The 14,434-nt window shown below is 60.6% G+C and carries 12 protein-coding genes and 3 pseudogenes; 8 read left to right on the forward strand and 7 right to left on the reverse strand.

All coding sequences use genetic code 11. The features are described from left to right. The first annotated feature begins 85 nt into the window (after positions 1 to 85). The 4 genes from MMB74_RS24160 to MMB74_RS24175 all read left to right on the forward strand — a co-directional run bounded on the left by MMB74_RS24160 (position 86) and on the right by MMB74_RS24175 (position 3,154). On the forward strand, positions 86 to 922 hold the full coding sequence (locus MMB74_RS24160) for a helix-turn-helix domain-containing protein (protein ID WP_277431189.1): 837 nt from the start codon (positions 86 to 88) through the stop codon (positions 920 to 922). A gap of 155 nt (positions 923 to 1,077) precedes the next feature. Further along, entirely contained in the window at positions 1,078 to 1,176 is a 99-nt protein-coding gene (locus MMB74_RS24165; protein ID WP_277431204.1) for a hypothetical protein, read from the forward strand. A gap of 224 nt (positions 1,177 to 1,400) precedes the next feature. Continuing rightward, positions 1,401 to 1,661, forward strand: a complete 261-nt coding sequence (locus MMB74_RS24170; protein WP_277431190.1) for a DUF3079 domain-containing protein — start codon at positions 1,401 to 1,403, stop codon at positions 1,659 to 1,661. A 515-nt stretch (positions 1,662 to 2,176) separates the two neighbouring features. Continuing rightward, positions 2,177 to 3,154, forward strand: a complete 978-nt coding sequence (locus tag MMB74_RS24175; RefSeq protein ID WP_277431191.1) for an HAD family phosphatase — start codon at positions 2,177 to 2,179, stop codon at positions 3,152 to 3,154. 175 nt (positions 3,155 to 3,329) lie between these two features. Here the strand turns inward: MMB74_RS24175 and MMB74_RS24180 are convergent, their stop codons facing one another. Then, positions 3,330 to 5,096, reverse strand: a complete 1,767-nt coding sequence (locus MMB74_RS24180) for a hypothetical protein (protein WP_277431192.1) — start codon at positions 5,094 to 5,096, stop codon at positions 3,330 to 3,332. Positions 5,097 to 5,300: 204 nt separating this feature from the next. Further along, positions 5,301 to 5,726, reverse strand: a complete 426-nt coding sequence (locus MMB74_RS24185; protein WP_277431193.1) for a hypothetical protein — start codon at positions 5,724 to 5,726, stop codon at positions 5,301 to 5,303. A 458-nt stretch (positions 5,727 to 6,184) separates the two neighbouring features. On the opposite strand from MMB74_RS24185, the gene MMB74_RS24190 reads away from it, so the two are divergent. Further along, positions 6,185 to 6,478, forward strand: a complete 294-nt coding sequence (locus MMB74_RS24190; RefSeq protein ID WP_277431194.1) for an MFS transporter — start codon at positions 6,185 to 6,187, stop codon at positions 6,476 to 6,478. A gap of 14 nt (positions 6,479 to 6,492) precedes the next feature. Here the strand turns inward: MMB74_RS24190 and MMB74_RS24195 are convergent, their stop codons facing one another. Continuing rightward, positions 6,493 to 7,461 carry a helix-turn-helix domain-containing protein gene (locus MMB74_RS24195; RefSeq protein ID WP_277431195.1) on the reverse strand — a complete coding sequence of 323 codons (969 nt, stop codon included), beginning with the start codon at positions 7,459 to 7,461 and terminating at the stop codon, positions 6,493 to 6,495. Positions 7,462 to 7,805: 344 nt separating this feature from the next. On the opposite strand from MMB74_RS24195, the gene MMB74_RS24200 reads away from it, so the two are divergent. Continuing rightward, positions 7,806 to 8,744 carry a cysteine synthase family protein gene (locus MMB74_RS24200; RefSeq protein ID WP_277431196.1) on the forward strand — a complete coding sequence of 313 codons (939 nt, stop codon included), beginning with the start codon at positions 7,806 to 7,808 and terminating at the stop codon, positions 8,742 to 8,744. 582 nt (positions 8,745 to 9,326) lie between these two features. Then, on the forward strand, positions 9,327 to 10,358 hold the full coding sequence (locus MMB74_RS24205; protein WP_277431205.1) for a glyceraldehyde 3-phosphate dehydrogenase NAD-binding domain-containing protein: 1,032 nt from the start codon (positions 9,327 to 9,329) through the stop codon (positions 10,356 to 10,358). Positions 10,359 to 10,447: 89 nt separating this feature from the next. Here the strand turns inward: MMB74_RS24205 and MMB74_RS24210 are convergent. From MMB74_RS24210 to MMB74_RS24225, 4 genes and pseudogenes are all read right to left on the reverse strand, one after another. After that, positions 10,448 to 10,722: pseudogene (locus MMB74_RS24210) on the reverse strand (transposase); the annotation flags it as partial. Between the two features lie 63 nt (positions 10,723 to 10,785). After that, positions 10,786 to 12,483 carry a hypothetical protein gene (locus tag MMB74_RS24215; RefSeq protein ID WP_277431197.1) on the reverse strand — a complete coding sequence of 566 codons (1,698 nt, stop codon included), beginning with the start codon at positions 12,481 to 12,483 and terminating at the stop codon, positions 10,786 to 10,788. 324 nt (positions 12,484 to 12,807) lie between these two features. Next, a pseudogene (locus MMB74_RS24220) lies at positions 12,808 to 13,059 on the reverse strand (arsenical-resistance protein); the annotation flags it as partial. A 92-nt stretch (positions 13,060 to 13,151) separates the two neighbouring features. Next, a pseudogene (locus tag MMB74_RS24225) lies at positions 13,152 to 13,543 on the reverse strand (arsenate reductase ArsC); the annotation flags it as partial. A gap of 338 nt (positions 13,544 to 13,881) precedes the next feature. Between MMB74_RS24225 and MMB74_RS24230 the strand changes: the two are divergent. Beyond that, the gene (locus tag MMB74_RS24230; RefSeq protein WP_277431198.1) at positions 13,882 to 14,304 is read left to right on the forward strand and encodes an OsmC family protein; all 423 of its coding nucleotides are present in this window, start codon (positions 13,882 to 13,884) and stop codon (positions 14,302 to 14,304) included. The last annotated feature ends 130 nt before the right edge of the window (positions 14,305 to 14,434 follow it).

Consider the following 14,434-nt stretch of genomic DNA (forward strand, 5'->3'; position numbering starts at 1 on the left):
AAACAATGAAATTCTGGAGTAGGCTTCCCAAAGGGTCGGCCCCGCCACCCTTTCTTCAGAATAAAGTTGCCTCGAAATTCATTTCATGTCGAATCAAAGCTCGCACAAGACTCCGAAGCCCCTTGCCCAGAGCAAACCGGGCCGCTCGCCGGGAAATCGCTCCCTGGAGCGCGGCATCGAGATCCTTCGCGCCTTTCGGCCGGGATCGGAAGTACTCGGAAACGGGGAACTGGCGGAACGTACGGGTCTTTCGCGCGCGACCGTGACCCGCCTCGCGCAAACCTTGACGGGCGCCGGCTACCTTCAGGCCGATCGCGCGACGCGCGCATACCGCTTGGCGCCCGCGGTATTGAGCCTGTCGCATGCGATGAAGACGGGGTCGACGCTGCTGAAGATCGCTGCGCCCCTGATGCGCGCGCTTGCCGAAAGCCAGCGAATCAACGTCGGCCTCGCGGCGCCCGACCGGGACGAAATGGTGTATTTGGAGTCGATTCGATATAGCCGGAGAGTGGCGCTACGCAAGGTGGTATCGGGCCAGCGAGTCCCGATGGAGCTGACTTCGCTTGGCCGCGCCTATTTGGCAACGCTTGCGGATGCGCAACGCAAGGACTTGCTTGCTTTTTTCAAGCGCAAGCACGGCGCGCAATGGCCGCACATCGCAAAGGCCATCGAGCTTGCGTCGGATGAAATCGCCGCGAACGGCTATTGCGCAGTGTCGTGGCAACCTGAAGTCGTGGCGCTCGCCACACCGTTGCGGCTCGTTGACGCAACCTATGTGCTGAACGTCAGCACATCCACCAGCGACAGCATGCAGCCAGAGGTGGAACGCTTGGCACCGCTTGTCCTGAGGCTCTTGCGGGACGTGCAGCACGGCATTGAACTCGAGCATCCTGGCGAAGCCGACGCGCTCGCTCGTATGTAGGCGCATCCTTGTTTCAGGACTGAAACGTATTCGGATCTCAGAGGCATCCCGACGACCGGCGCAACGCGCGACATTTGGCTCAACCTCGGCTTCTCGACGCGAGGGCGTATCGATGGAGGAGCGCCTCGAGCTCCACTGGCACGCTGCCCGATGGAGTGTTCAGCGAAGCGCTGGGGATCAACGAGAACGGGGACGTGGTCGGAGATGCGACAACGGCGAATGGGAATGTCCACGCTGTCCTGTGGAGCAAGTGAAGACCGAGCGATTGTCGGCTCGCAGCGGATCGCGCGCCGACAGACGGAGACACAATGCGGCTTTTTGTCCCCTTGCCTCACATAAGACGTTCCTGCTTTGCGGAACGGATCTCGTGACGCGCCAGCGTTGAATTGCATACGATGCGTCCTTCTGACACAGCGGCGCCGTATAGAGAAGTCGGATAATCCTCCCTGAGTTTTTGCCGTAGGGTTGGAGCATCCGCATGGCCAAGGTAATTCCGTTGCATCCAATGCATCCCGAGCGCCTCTGCTGGGGTTGTGACCACTATTGCGCCGCGGACGACATGCGCTGCGGCAATGGGCAAAGCCGCACTCAGCACCCGGTCGAATTGCTGGGCGATGATTGGTACGAGCAGGGAGATTGGGGGCTCGACGTGCATCCGGGTGACAAGTGCATAAAACCTGATCGCACGACCTCTAACCGGGAAAGCAACACGATTGCGACGCCACGCCCGCTAGAGTAAGCAAGTTTGGTTTCCCCCGCTTCTTCCGAGCACCGGCCCATCGGGAACACGATAAGTCGATAATCCATCCGCAACACTCGGAGCGGGTGTTACGTTCACGCTAGTCCCGCCTCGCGCCACCGAACTTGTTTTCTTCACAGGTTGCCGGCGACGCGTTCCGCAGGTGCAAGGCAGAACCGGGCGCAGCATCGCGCATGCATCAAGCGCTGTTCGCGTCGGGAATCTCGGTGATTCAACCGATGCACCAATGTCCGATGAACCTTCCCGAACGGTTCGGCATGTCGTCGCCGAATCGGCGGCTGCTTGCGCAGGTGCTGGCCGAAAGATCCACACATCCACGCGCGTTCACTGGAAGAGGAATTCGCGTGCGCATCCATCGCTTCGTTTTTCTGCCTTATTGCACCAGTTCCGAGCGCCTAGCATAGCGCCTCGATTATCGATCCACATGCGGCCACCCCGCACTGCGAACCTGCGGTTGAGCCGCACACGGAGCAGCACGCGGGCTCAGCCCGCGCGTGAGCGAAATCGACGCAAGCGCGTCGAGCAATCGAAAGCTCGCTCGTTTGCAGCGCTATCCGCGCTTGTCATTGCACTTCCAAAAGAGGATCAAGATGAGAATTGGAGACACATCCGACAACATTGGTGCGGGTTCGACGTCCGGAATCCCCGGAAAAAACCCCACGTTCACGAACGCCCTACAGCCGCAACAGCGTGGCGAGCCATCAGCCCAGTTGGGCGGGCTTGCGGCGGCGGGCCGGCGAAGCCCCCTCAGCTTTTTGCATGCCGTGACGGGAAAAGATGAGAACGCGCCTCCCCCACAGGCGGTGTTACTCGACCTCGACGGCACCCTGGTCGATAGCGCGAAATTTCAGGCCGTTGCTTGGGTTCTCCTCTGCCGAGAACAGTTTAATCTCACGCTCGAACCGCATGAGGCCGATGCCCTCACCGGCAGCAATCCCGAAATCGTCATGATGCTCGCCAAGCGCGCTGGCAAATCTTGCACACCGCAAGAAGCAAAAGTTTTGGCCGATCGCAGGGATGAAATTTTCCGGGAACTGATCGAGAGAAACCCGATACATGCGAGGGACGGCGTCCATGACTTTCTGACATTGGCCCAAGAAAAGAAGGTGCCGTTCGCAATCGTGACCAATAGCGTCGCGCAGAACGCCGGGAAACTGCTCCGTCAAACACGGTTGGACCGGTACTTCCCCGACCGACTCGTCGTTACGGTAGACGAGGTGCCCGCAAAGCCCAACCCGGAGGGGTATAGAACCGGGGCTGCGCGACTCGGCCAACAACCGGACGTAAGCTTCGTGCTTGACGATACAAAGGCGGGCGTGGACGCCTCCGAAGGCGCCCAGACGTGGGCGACGGGTATCGTCAATGACACTATGGAGCGGGAAGCGTTCGGGCCGACGCCCAAAGGCAGGACTCGCGTATTCACCGACTTCCCCGAGTTGGCCGCGCACTGGTCGGCCGAACCGCGCCGTTGAAGTACTAGGGCCTGTTCACGCTAATTCCAGGCTGGCGCTGGCCACAACCGGCAGCACCGGTGGCCGTATCGATCGAGCCGTATGCACGACCCGCAGTTTCATGGCCGGTACTTATCCCGCTTGGTCTGCTGCGGCGTGCCGTGTAGGACCGTGTGGCACGCCGCGGACAACAAACCTAGCCGCCCAGGCCCAGTGTCGGCATCGCGCCTGGCACGACCGCCCCGTTCACGCGAAACGCACTGGGAAAGTAGGTTGCGTACACACCACCCCAGCTCTCACCCGCCGGATCCAGAGAGGATGCGGTGAGGGTAAGCCAGCCGCGGCGCAACGCTTCGCGCTCGATCCCAAGCGCCGTGACGGCTGAGCCTGCCGGCGCCGCATGATCGATCGCCGTCATGTCGTCACCCACTTCGACTAGCTTGAATACCGCGCCCGGCGCCCCGCCTGTATACGCGGCACCATAGATGCCGGAAGCCGGCGGCGTGGCGCCGCCTGCGGACGACAGCGAACCCTTGAAGAGCACTCCGCGTTCGCTATCAACCGCGGTGAACGCGGACGAACGCCAGCGCGGCGGCTCCGCATCTGTCGGACCGGACGTGCCGGAACCCGAACCACCGGTCGCGCCATGCCCGGAAAACACCCAGTAAAGGAAATCCTGAAACATTTCCGTCGCGCCGGCGCGGGCGGCCATTGTCACCTTGCCGGTCTGCAGGTCGTAGACGAAGATGCCCTGGTCGATCGCAACCGCCTTCTGAGTTTGGCCCGACGGATACTGCTCGAGACAGGCTGCGCGCATTCCGTCGTTACCGTCGGTCGGGCATGTGAGCGTCACCTGCCGCATGTTGTTCGGGTCTTGCGTGCCCCACGCTCCCCAAAAGGAGATGTAGCGGCCGTCGAAGGACAGACCTTCGCCCAGCTGACTGAACGTCGGATTGCCGGTGAGCGGATTGCCAGCAGCGTCGGGCACCACGGTCGAGCCGATCTGCACAAGCGCGGTAAGCGCCGGCCTGTCCGCTACCGCGGCAAGATAGATGCCGCCCGCCGTTGGCGCGTCCTCGTTGTCGAGCCCGACGAAGGCGACCTGCCCGCCGGCTGCGCTTGGTGGTGCGGTTGATCCGAACGTCGTAGACGTACCGGGGATCGTCATGTTCGTGTCGGCAATGACGTGAACCGCGGAGCCGTCGATATTGAGATCGCGGTAGTAAATACCCGTCTTCGACGTGGAGCCGTCCGTGTAATTGCCCTTGAACGCAACATAGTGTCCCTGGGTCACGGTAGGCGAGCCCGGGAATTGATCGAATTTGACGCCACTGGTGCTCGCATTGGGGACCTGCATGTACGAGAAGTCACTCAGATTGCCCAGCAATCCGACACCCGTCATGAACCCCTGTGGCATCTCGACATAAATGCCGCTCGTGCCGACCTTCGTACCGTCGGCCAACGTCCACACAGGGGTGGATTGCCCACGGGTGGCAAGCACTCCCGAGTCGATGTCGATGCGAGGGATCGACGGGAACTCGTTGTACGTTGCGCCCGTGCTGTTCGGCGCCGGCACGGCAGTATTTGTATCGGCGACGGTGTAGATCTTCGGTCCGCTCAGGCATGCGTCGACTGCGAACACGCCCCGCTCCATGGCACCGCCACTGCCGCCACTGCCGCCACTGCCGCCACTGCCGCCGCTGTCGCCGGTCGCCGATTTGGCGCGTCCGCGAAACACAACCAGCCCTGTGCTGTTAATCGAAGGCTGGTTGTAACTGAAAAACGTGAGATAGGTTGAATCCGGGATATAAGTCCCGTTATTCGCAATCGCTTTCCAAACACCAGTCACATCCGCCCCGGGCTTGCATGTCACCACATCGTCTGACGGGGTGTACGGCGTTGATGGTACGGTTTGCAGAGCCGCGTCTCCACCACCGCCGCATCCGGCAAGGACTGCCAGCATTGATAGCAACCCAGCGCCAACTCCCAATGATCTCTTCATTTTTTCACCCGCATTATCTGCGGCGATATCTCGCCCAAACAGACGGCAGCGTCAGGCTTCCCGGCGGCAGGGCGCGTCGCTTCCGCATCGATGCGGAACATTAACTATTGCGCACCCGCGCCATGGCAAAGCCAGAAGCAGCTGGACATAACCTAACGTTCCGGTTCACTTACTCAATTGATCTCGCGTCTGATCCTTATCGCGCGTTTGATCCTTATCGCGGGTTTGATCCTTATCGCGGGTTTGATCCTTATCGCGGGTTTGATCCTTATCGCGGGTTTGATCCTTATCGCGGGTTTGATCCTTATCGCGGGTCCGGTCCTGTAGCGTCTTTTTATCGCGCAGACGCGTCTGGTCTCCCAATCGGTCCCCGGATTGATTACGGTGGCGTTCCTGATTGCGCTCTTGCTGCATAGCGCGAGCTTGCTGCTTGCTGCTAGCGCTCGGGCCGGCGGCCGCGGCACCCATGCCCTGCCCGCCTTGACCACCACCACCACCGCCACCACCAGCCCCCCCCGCGGCAAATGCGGGAATAGACAGGACGATCGCTGCCGCCACCAAGGTCTTGCGCACTAATTTTGATTTCATCATTCCTCCACCCATTCGTATGTCGAAACAAATGGCCCGGAAGCTTTAAGATGCTCGCTATCCGCGGCACGGGCGCCAAGCCGACGAAGCCATTCGTTACGTCGGCTTAACGTATTCATGATTGCCGCGACCATGGATGTTGATCTTTCTCTGTGTCAAATATTTCTCTGATGATGCTGGTGATGACCAGCTTTTACGCACTGCGGCGTTTCACCGCATTTATCCTGAAGCGGCGCAACTCCCTGCACCAGTACCGACTTGAGAGTCGTGCGACACGCATTCGAATGCGCGCCAGCCGCGCTAGGTTTCTTTCATGGGACACGGGTAGCGCGGTCGACGCAGAAGGTCGAGGAGATAATCGACACACTAACCGGAATGACAGCGGTAGATATTGAAAACGACGCGGCGCAGTTGGCGAATAATTTCCCAAAAGACGTCTCGAAAAAAATCTTCGAAGCTGCGTGCTCAGCTTTCTCGCATGCCCGTGGAGTCATGCGTTCGCTTATGCCATCGCGGCCCCGTTCCTGAGCTATCTGTCGGACCGGATCGATCGCAGCCGCCTTCTACTGATCGCGCTGCTGTCGTTTGCAATCGACGGCGTCGGCATCGTTTTCGCGCCGACGTTGGCAATCGCAATCGCGCTGCGAATCTTCGGCGGGCTTGCCTCTGCGGTCATCATTCCGACCGCGTTTGCCTTGGTCTCCGAAGTCATTCCGCGCGCAAGTAATGCTGAGCCACTTTGGGGTCCTATTTAAATCGGCAGTGACAGCTAGCACGCGTCCTGGCGTCGCAAGTCCCGTATTCCCTGCCCCAGGCGACGCCGAAGCAGCGTGCGCAGGGTCGTGCCGTCTGAGTAACCCACCATTTCGGCGATGCGTTCCACGCTGTGATTGCTGGTCCTCAGTAAATGGGCGGCACGCTCGACGCGCAGGTCCTGGATATATGAGATCGGGGTTTTGCCGAGCGTGTCGCGCATGCGTCGCGTCAGAGTGCGCTTGCTGGTCGCCAGGGCCGCTGCGGCGGCGTCCAGGGTGACCGGTTGATCGAGACGGTCGCGAATCCAGTGGTCGAAGCGTTCGATCAGTGGATCGGCGTGCGCGAGATGCGCCGAGATCATGTAGGTGCCTTGCGACGGACGGCTATCGACAATCAGATAGCGTGCCACGAGACTGGCCAGTTTGGGGTTGTTCTGGCGAATCAGCCAGAGTGCCAGGTCGACGTGGCTGAAGCCCGCACCAGCCGTCAACAGCTTGCCGCTCGGAATGATGATGCGGTGCGCATCAAGATGCACGCGCGGGTAGCGTTGGCGGAATAGCGGAGTGAGCCACCAGGTTGTTGTGGCCTCACCGCCATCGAGCAGGCCACTTTCGGCCAGCACAAAGGTGCCAATGCAGGCGGCCGCGATGCTCGTCCCCTCGGCAGCCCACTCGCGCAGCGCAGCGACGGCGTCGCGTACGTCGGGCCGATCAAGCGCGGGCACTAGCGTTTCGGGCATCTTGGTACCCAGTGCCGGCACAATCACCCAGTCCGGCTGGGGGCTTGGGCGATAAGGGGTTACGGGGATACGCAGGCCTTGCGCGGTGCGGACCTCACGACGCATGCCCACGATGCTTACCTGATAGCCAGGGGTTTGAATGCCCATCACTAGTGCCAGTTCGTTAGCGGCAGTCAGGGCGTCGAGAACGCTGGTGAGCCCGGTATCGAAACAGCCTTCCAGCGCGAGAATTGTGATATTCATGGCTCGATCGATATTAAAAATGTCATTCGAGACAGTATCTGGGGCGCGTGCTTGGCTTGTAAAGTGTTCACGTGCCCCGGCCCTCGCCGAATTGCGGCCAGGGCGGGCGAACTGCTGGCCGTGCCGCCCACTATCGAGCCGATGGAAATGCTGGGGCTGAAGCACACTGCGCCCGTCAACTGAGCCGGCAGAGCAACCATGGCATGCGGTGCAGGACATACCGCTGTTGGATAACCCGGTGAGGTGCGTGCTGGATGTGGCGCACAGCACCTTGGCCCGAACGCGCGGTCGATCACGTGTTAGTCAGATAGCCTGCTCAGTCGGCGCCCGGAAAAGAGGTAACGATGAATATCGCCATGAATGTACTCGAAGCCATCGGCAACACGCCCCTGGTCCAGCTCCGAAGCGTCGTGCCGTCCGGCTACGCCCGTGTCGTCGTCAAACTGGAAGGCGCGAACCCGACCGGCAACATGAAAGACAGGATGGCCCGAGCCGCGATCGAGGCTGCGGAAATGGACGGCAGGTTGCAGCCCGGAAGCACGGTCGTCGAATACACCGGAGGCTCGACCGGTGCCTCGCTGGCACTCGTCTGTGCCGCTAAAGGCTACCGCCTCAAGATCGTGACCTCGGACGCTTTCAGCGAAGAGAAGACGCGAACCACCCGGGCTTTGGGTGCCCAGATCATCTCCATCCCTAGCGACAACAAGAAAATCACCGAGGACCTGATCCGGACGATGATCGACACCGCCCGGCGAATCAGTGAAGAGCCGCAGCATTGGTGGTTTGATCAACTGAACAACCGGGATGCGGCGACCGGATATCACTCGATGGCGGAGGAGATTTGGAGCCAGACCGAAGGCAAGGTCGATGCGTTCGTTCAATCGGTAGGCTCCGCTCACTCGCTTAACGGCGTGATGGAAGTCCTGCGCCGACACAATTCCAAGCTCTACGTTGCTGCTGCCGAGCCAGCCGAATCGGCCATCCTGTCCAGTCGACCGAAAGGGTCACACCGGATCGAAGGTATCGGCATCGGGTTCATTCCTCCGCACTGGCGACCGGCCGAGGTTGACGCAATCGAATCCGCATCGACGGAGGAAGCGGCCCTGATGTGCCGCCGCCTGGCCCGCGAGGAAGGCATCCTCGCCGGCACGTCGTCGGGACTGAATGCCATCGCTGCGCTGCGCGTGGCAAAGCGCCTGGGCCCTGGCGCGACAGTCGCAACCGTCATGATCGATTCGGGTCTCAGATACCTGAGCACCGATTTATTTCAAGAAAATGAGTAAGTGTAAGTGTTCGCGCGAACTTCGGCGCCCGAAATCCAAACCGAGACGATGTGTCCCACCATGCCAATGTTTATGAGGTTATCGTCCGGTCGGTACGGATATTCCGGTGTGCCTCCTGTGCAGAAATGTAACCCACCGACGGCAGCCATTTCGTCTTGAGGCTGCGAAACAGCATTGGACGCCTCGCCGGACACTGACGGTTGGCTCAACACCACCATCGTTACGAAATAGTGAGGAAATTGGACGCCAAAGGATTCTGCCGCGTACGGAGCGCCGTCAAGGAAGTTGCACACCGGCTTGGCTGCTCGTCGGCAACCATTTACCGATACTTAGAAAAAATCGCGGAGGATGGCGCTTCTCCGAAGCCAGGCCGTGAGCAATAACCTATTCATGCGGGTCGGCCGGCGAACATCACGACGGCGGGGAAACGCGATCGCTGTGATAGAGCGATTTTGCGTTCCTTGGTCGCTTCATTTCACGAACGCCTTCGCGCCAACTTGACAATGCCATTCGGCCTCGATGGCGCAAGCGTGCGCGATAGAATTGTGACTTTCATCCTTAAGGAATCGTGCCGTGTCTGCCATGTTCCCCGCACCGATGCATATCGCGATCAACGGATACGGTCGCGTCGGCCGTTGCTTCCTGCGGGCGATATATGAGTCGGGCTTCCGTGATGCGTTCAGGATCTCGGGCATCAACGAACCCGCCGATCTGTCGAGCATGGCGTACCTGACGCGCTTTGATTCTACTCACGGACGCTTCCCGGGAAAGGTCGAGGTCGGGGAAGGCGCGTTGCTCCTCGACGGCGATGCGATCCCGGTATTTCACGAGACCATACCCGAGGGCGTCGACTGGCGAGGCCTCGAAATCGATCTACTCGTCGAGTGTTCCGGCCGTTACGGCGATCGGGCATCGCTGACTCGTTTTCTCGACGCCGGCTGCGCGCGGCTACTGCTCTCGCATCCGGGCGACAGCGCCGCGGATGTCGACGCGACTGTCGTATTCGGCACAAATCACAGCACCCTCTCGGGCAAGGAGCGCCTGGTGTCGAACGCGTCGTGCACGACCAACGCGGTCGTGCCGGTACTTTCTCTTCTGCACCGAGAGTTGAACATAGAGCAGGTGCAGCTCACGACGCTGCATTCGGTAATGAACGACCAGCCGCTGATCGACGGCTATCACCATCCCGACCTGCGCAGAACGCGTTCGGCGATGCAATCGATCGTGCCAGTTTCAACGGGCCTCGCTCGCGGCGTGGAACGCGTGCTTCCGGAACTCAAGAGTCGCGTGCATGCCAAGGCGATCCGCGTGCCGACACACAATGTGTCGTCGATCGACATCGTGTTGTCGGTAGGACGAGACGTGAGTGCCGCCAGCATCAACGATCTTTTGAAAAGCGCAGCGGCCGGTCCCTATGCAGGCCTCATCGCGTATTCGAATGAACCGCATGCTTCCATCGACTTCAATCACGACCCGCATTCCGCGATCATCGACGGCACGCAGACCCACGTCAGCGGCCATCGTCTGGTGAATCTGATGCTGTGGTTCGACAATGAGTGGGGCTATGTAAGCCGCTTATTGGATGTGGCGCGCCACTGGCTCAAAGCAACTTGATCCTGTCGACAATACCTTACCGATCCGCCGCCTTCATGGTAATAACCGGGATCGCGGACGGCCAACCTACGGCCGCGTTAGGACTGACCTTGCCCCCCAGAATCGGCACCCGCAAAGAGGTAACTCCGGCAACCGATCGGCACCCCACGCAGGGCGTGCTCAACTGGCAAATTGTCGATTTCGAGTCGCCCGTCATCGCAATAGCGCGTTAGCGCCGCCCAACAGTTCAGCGCGTAAGAATCGCCCGGCTCGAATCGGATTTGCGCGAGAGCGTGTCGAGCACTTCGCTCAGCCAAGTATGAAGTTGACCGAGTAATGGTTTAGCGTGCGCTTGGCGATAGGCGCGGCGCTCATCGGGCGGCCTGGCGCAGATAGCTTTGGGAAGATTCCGGCACGTCAGCGCCGAAATCGCCCACTGCTGTCGGCTTTAGTTATCGGCGCTATCGCCCACGTCGCCCGCCTTCATAAGCGGGTTCTCCGAGACCACGAAAGCCCCGTTGGCCGTGGCGGTGGCGAAAACGATCGACCGCGAACCCATGACGTAGTAGCCCGTACCGCTGACGGGTGCGACACTTCCGGCATTCAGCGCCAAGCTCGCCGAAGCGTCCGTCAGAATGAAGGCAGCCGACGTCGCCGGGATCCATGTCGTCGCCGTCAACGTCGGTGTTGCGCTAGGCATGTCTTTCGTCGCAAAGTTGAAGTCGAACTCGCCCCGCACCGACGCCGGGCTCGACATCGTCCATCCGCCCGCCGTCGGCACAACGCATTCGCCCAGCACGCCACCGCCCACCCCCGGCACAAAGCCGCTCAAACGAATCGGCTGGCCCGCCGTGCAAGATACGCCCGCGTCATCGCTGCTTCCAGCGGGCACGGCGACGCCGTTCCAAACGGGAACCGCACCGCTCGCGGCCAGCACTGCCGAAAAATTCGTCAAGACGTTCGTGCCGGCATTGACTCCGCCTCCTTGCACGGCAAATGCGCTGCCGCCCGTCACGAGCGCGCTCGGCACCGTGCCGAGTTTGCCGCGCAACCGATACGTCTGCGCGCCCGACTTTACGGACAGCTTGATCAAACTGCCGCGAACGGCGCCCGTCACGTTGCCGTCCGTCGAAGTAATCGTTCCATCGCTCGCTACCGTCAGCGCGGTATCGGCTACGACGCTCGCGGCCGCGACGTTGGCCGGCGTAGAACCGACGTTCCCCGCCGTCAGACTGGCACTCAGCCCCGTTTCGGCGACGAGCGCCTGCAGTTGATATGCGCCGGGCGGCACGGCCGATGCGCCCGACTCCAGCGCATCGCCCGTGGACAACTGCGGACCGAACACATCGTCGGACGTTATGGCTTGTTGCAACGTCGTCAGCGCGGTCGCGCAATCGCCTCCCAATGCAGCAGCAGCAGAGGCAAGCGTCGTCGAATTGCCCGAGGTCAAATTCGACGCTGCCGCAATGGCAGCCGCCAGGTTCGTCGTCGACGTAATACTGGCCGACGGGGTACACAGCTTGTCGCCCACTGCCTTGATCGCCGAGGCGATGACGAGAATGTCGCCGCGGTATGTCCGCAGCGTCGTCCGATAGCCGCTGTGTGCCAAATTCGAATACGCTCCGCCGTTCACCTGGGCATAGACCGCCAAGGCTGCGGTCGTCACGGGGGTGATGTCGAGGTCGGGCAGCTCGTTCGCACTGAGCGTCCCCGCGGACGTGATTGCAGACCCTGCGCCGAGATAGCTCGACAGAACAAGGGAGGTCTGATTCGGATCGGTCGCGTTCGCAAAGATCGGCGTGCTGGTGGCCGGGACCTTCACACTGCCGGTGAACGAACCGTCGGTGCCGGCCGTCACCGTCCCGATCACGGTCGCACCAGCGACACCTTGTGGCGCCCCCGAGGTGAAGACGATCTGCGCGTTCGCGATCGGGCTGTCGATTGCCGTACCAGATAGCGAAGCAACTGCGGCGACGGGGGAAGTCGCTGATGCACTCCCTGACGAACTTGCGCCGCCGCCACATGCCGCAAGCGTCATCATCATCGAAGCAAGCGGCACCCATCCCATGCGCCGTAAAGCCTTACGCCGATGCAATTGCATTGCCAAACGTTTGCGCAATCCTGCACGTTGATTTGTCGTAGTCATAAGGCCGCCCTCCTTGGTGCGGTAAATGGGGATAACGGCACCTACGCCAAATTCTTCAATTCAACTGATATAAAACTTCGCGAATCGTGCGCGGCTGCGCGCGAAGCAGCATCCTTAAGCTTCTCTTAAGCTCCGGCGAATTATTCTTTGACGATTTGCCTTTCGCTGCGCGAATCAAACCATGGTGCCGCCTACGGCAAAAAAGTATTGACGCGCAATTGACGCTGCACGCATTGGGCTCATTGCGCTTTTCCCGTATCGGTCAACTGCTTGTATTGTTTCTATCGAAAGGAATCAAGGTTGCGCCCGCTCGCCGGCTGCACCCAGCGGCTGCTTCAGGATCGCTTCGCCCTGGAACGCGAACAGCAGCACCAGCGTGGCCAGCGGCGCGGTGATCGACCAGGGACCGATCTTTGCCATCGCGGCTTCGAATGCAGCTTGGCCGTGCGCGAGCAGCCGCTTGCGCAAGATCTGCGCGATGATCACCGGGATGACGATGTAGAGCACGACCGACGTAAGCAGCGTGGCCCACGGCACCGTGATAGCGGACATGCCCAGCAGCAGGCCGACCAGCGGCGGGATTGAGCATTCCTTCCTACAGCACGCTACGCGCCGAGTTGTGGGTACAGAGGATCAGTACGTTCGTGGTCATGTCAAAGCATCCAGATTTACTGTTGGCCGGTCTCGCGCACCGACTTCTCGAGCGCGACGTTATCGAGTTTGGTAAGTGGCAATGACAGCAGCAGGTCGATCCGACGCTTCAGCTTCAGCGTAAGCACCGCGTCGTGCATGGCCTGCTGCTTCTGCTCGTTGGGGACCCTCGACATCGGCCGGGTCGGTCACGCCCCAACGCGCAGTAATCGGTTGACCGGGCCAGATCGGGCAGACTTCGCCACCGGCCTTGTCGCACACGGTGAAGACAAATTCGAGCGTTGGCGCGTCAGATGCCGCGAACTCGTCCCAGCTCTTGCTTCGATACCCTTCCCCTTCGGTAGGCAAGTGCCAACGTGCCCAGCTCGCGCAGTGCGAACGCGTTCACCTCGCCTTTCGGCTGGCTGCCCCATTGATATCGTTCACGGCTGCTCCTCGTCTTTCATCGACCGCTTCGCCTCAATCGCTTCGCCGTTCGAGCGGAGTCTCTTTCATGAAGGCTCGGGTACCACCTACGTCAGCCCGCTCCTCGGACGGAATCCGCTCGTTGACTTGCATCAAGCCGTAAAGTTGCGCCCGCCGACATCATGGTCCCGGTGCTCAGGAATATGCAAGACGGGGCACCGACTGAGTCCCCGATGAGTGGGCGATCGGGGAGCCGATATTGCCAAGATTTGGGCGCGGAGGCGCGACAGTCTTTGGCTCTGCGTCTTGCGTATAGCCAGACAAAACATGGAGTATGGTCCGATGACTGACGCGCAGCCAAAGATGACTTTTCTCGTTCACGCTCAACGCAGCGATGCGCACGGCAGTGTCGCACACTGCAAGGAGGCATCGATCTCCCTCGACACGGGTCTGGATGGTCGCAAAGACGCGTTCAACCCGGCTGAACTGCTGCTCGCCGCGCTGTCAGCATGCATGATCAAGAACATCGAGCGTGTCGCCCCCATTCTGAAATTCCAGTTCCGCAGCGTCGAAGTGCATGTGCATGGCGTCCGACAGGACAAACCGCCGCGTCTCGAGTCCATCGACTACGAAATCGTTGTCGATACCGATGAGAACGATCGTCAACTCGATCTGTTGCATCAGAACGTGAAGAAGTACGGCACCGTTTTTAACACCGTCGCACCGGGCACTTCGCTGTCCGGCACGATCCGGCGCGCGGCATGATTAACACCCCGTCCCTGTGAGGAGCATATTCATGAGCAATAGAGAGATCGTCCTGTGCAACCCGGTCCGCACTGCGATCGGAACCTATGGCGGTTCGGTAAAGGACGTGCCAGCACCCGCCCTCGGGGCG

Origin of the sequence: Trinickia sp. Y13, assembly GCF_029522115.1 — a bacterium.
In the GTDB taxonomy this organism is placed as follows: domain Bacteria; phylum Pseudomonadota; class Gammaproteobacteria; order Burkholderiales; family Burkholderiaceae; genus Trinickia.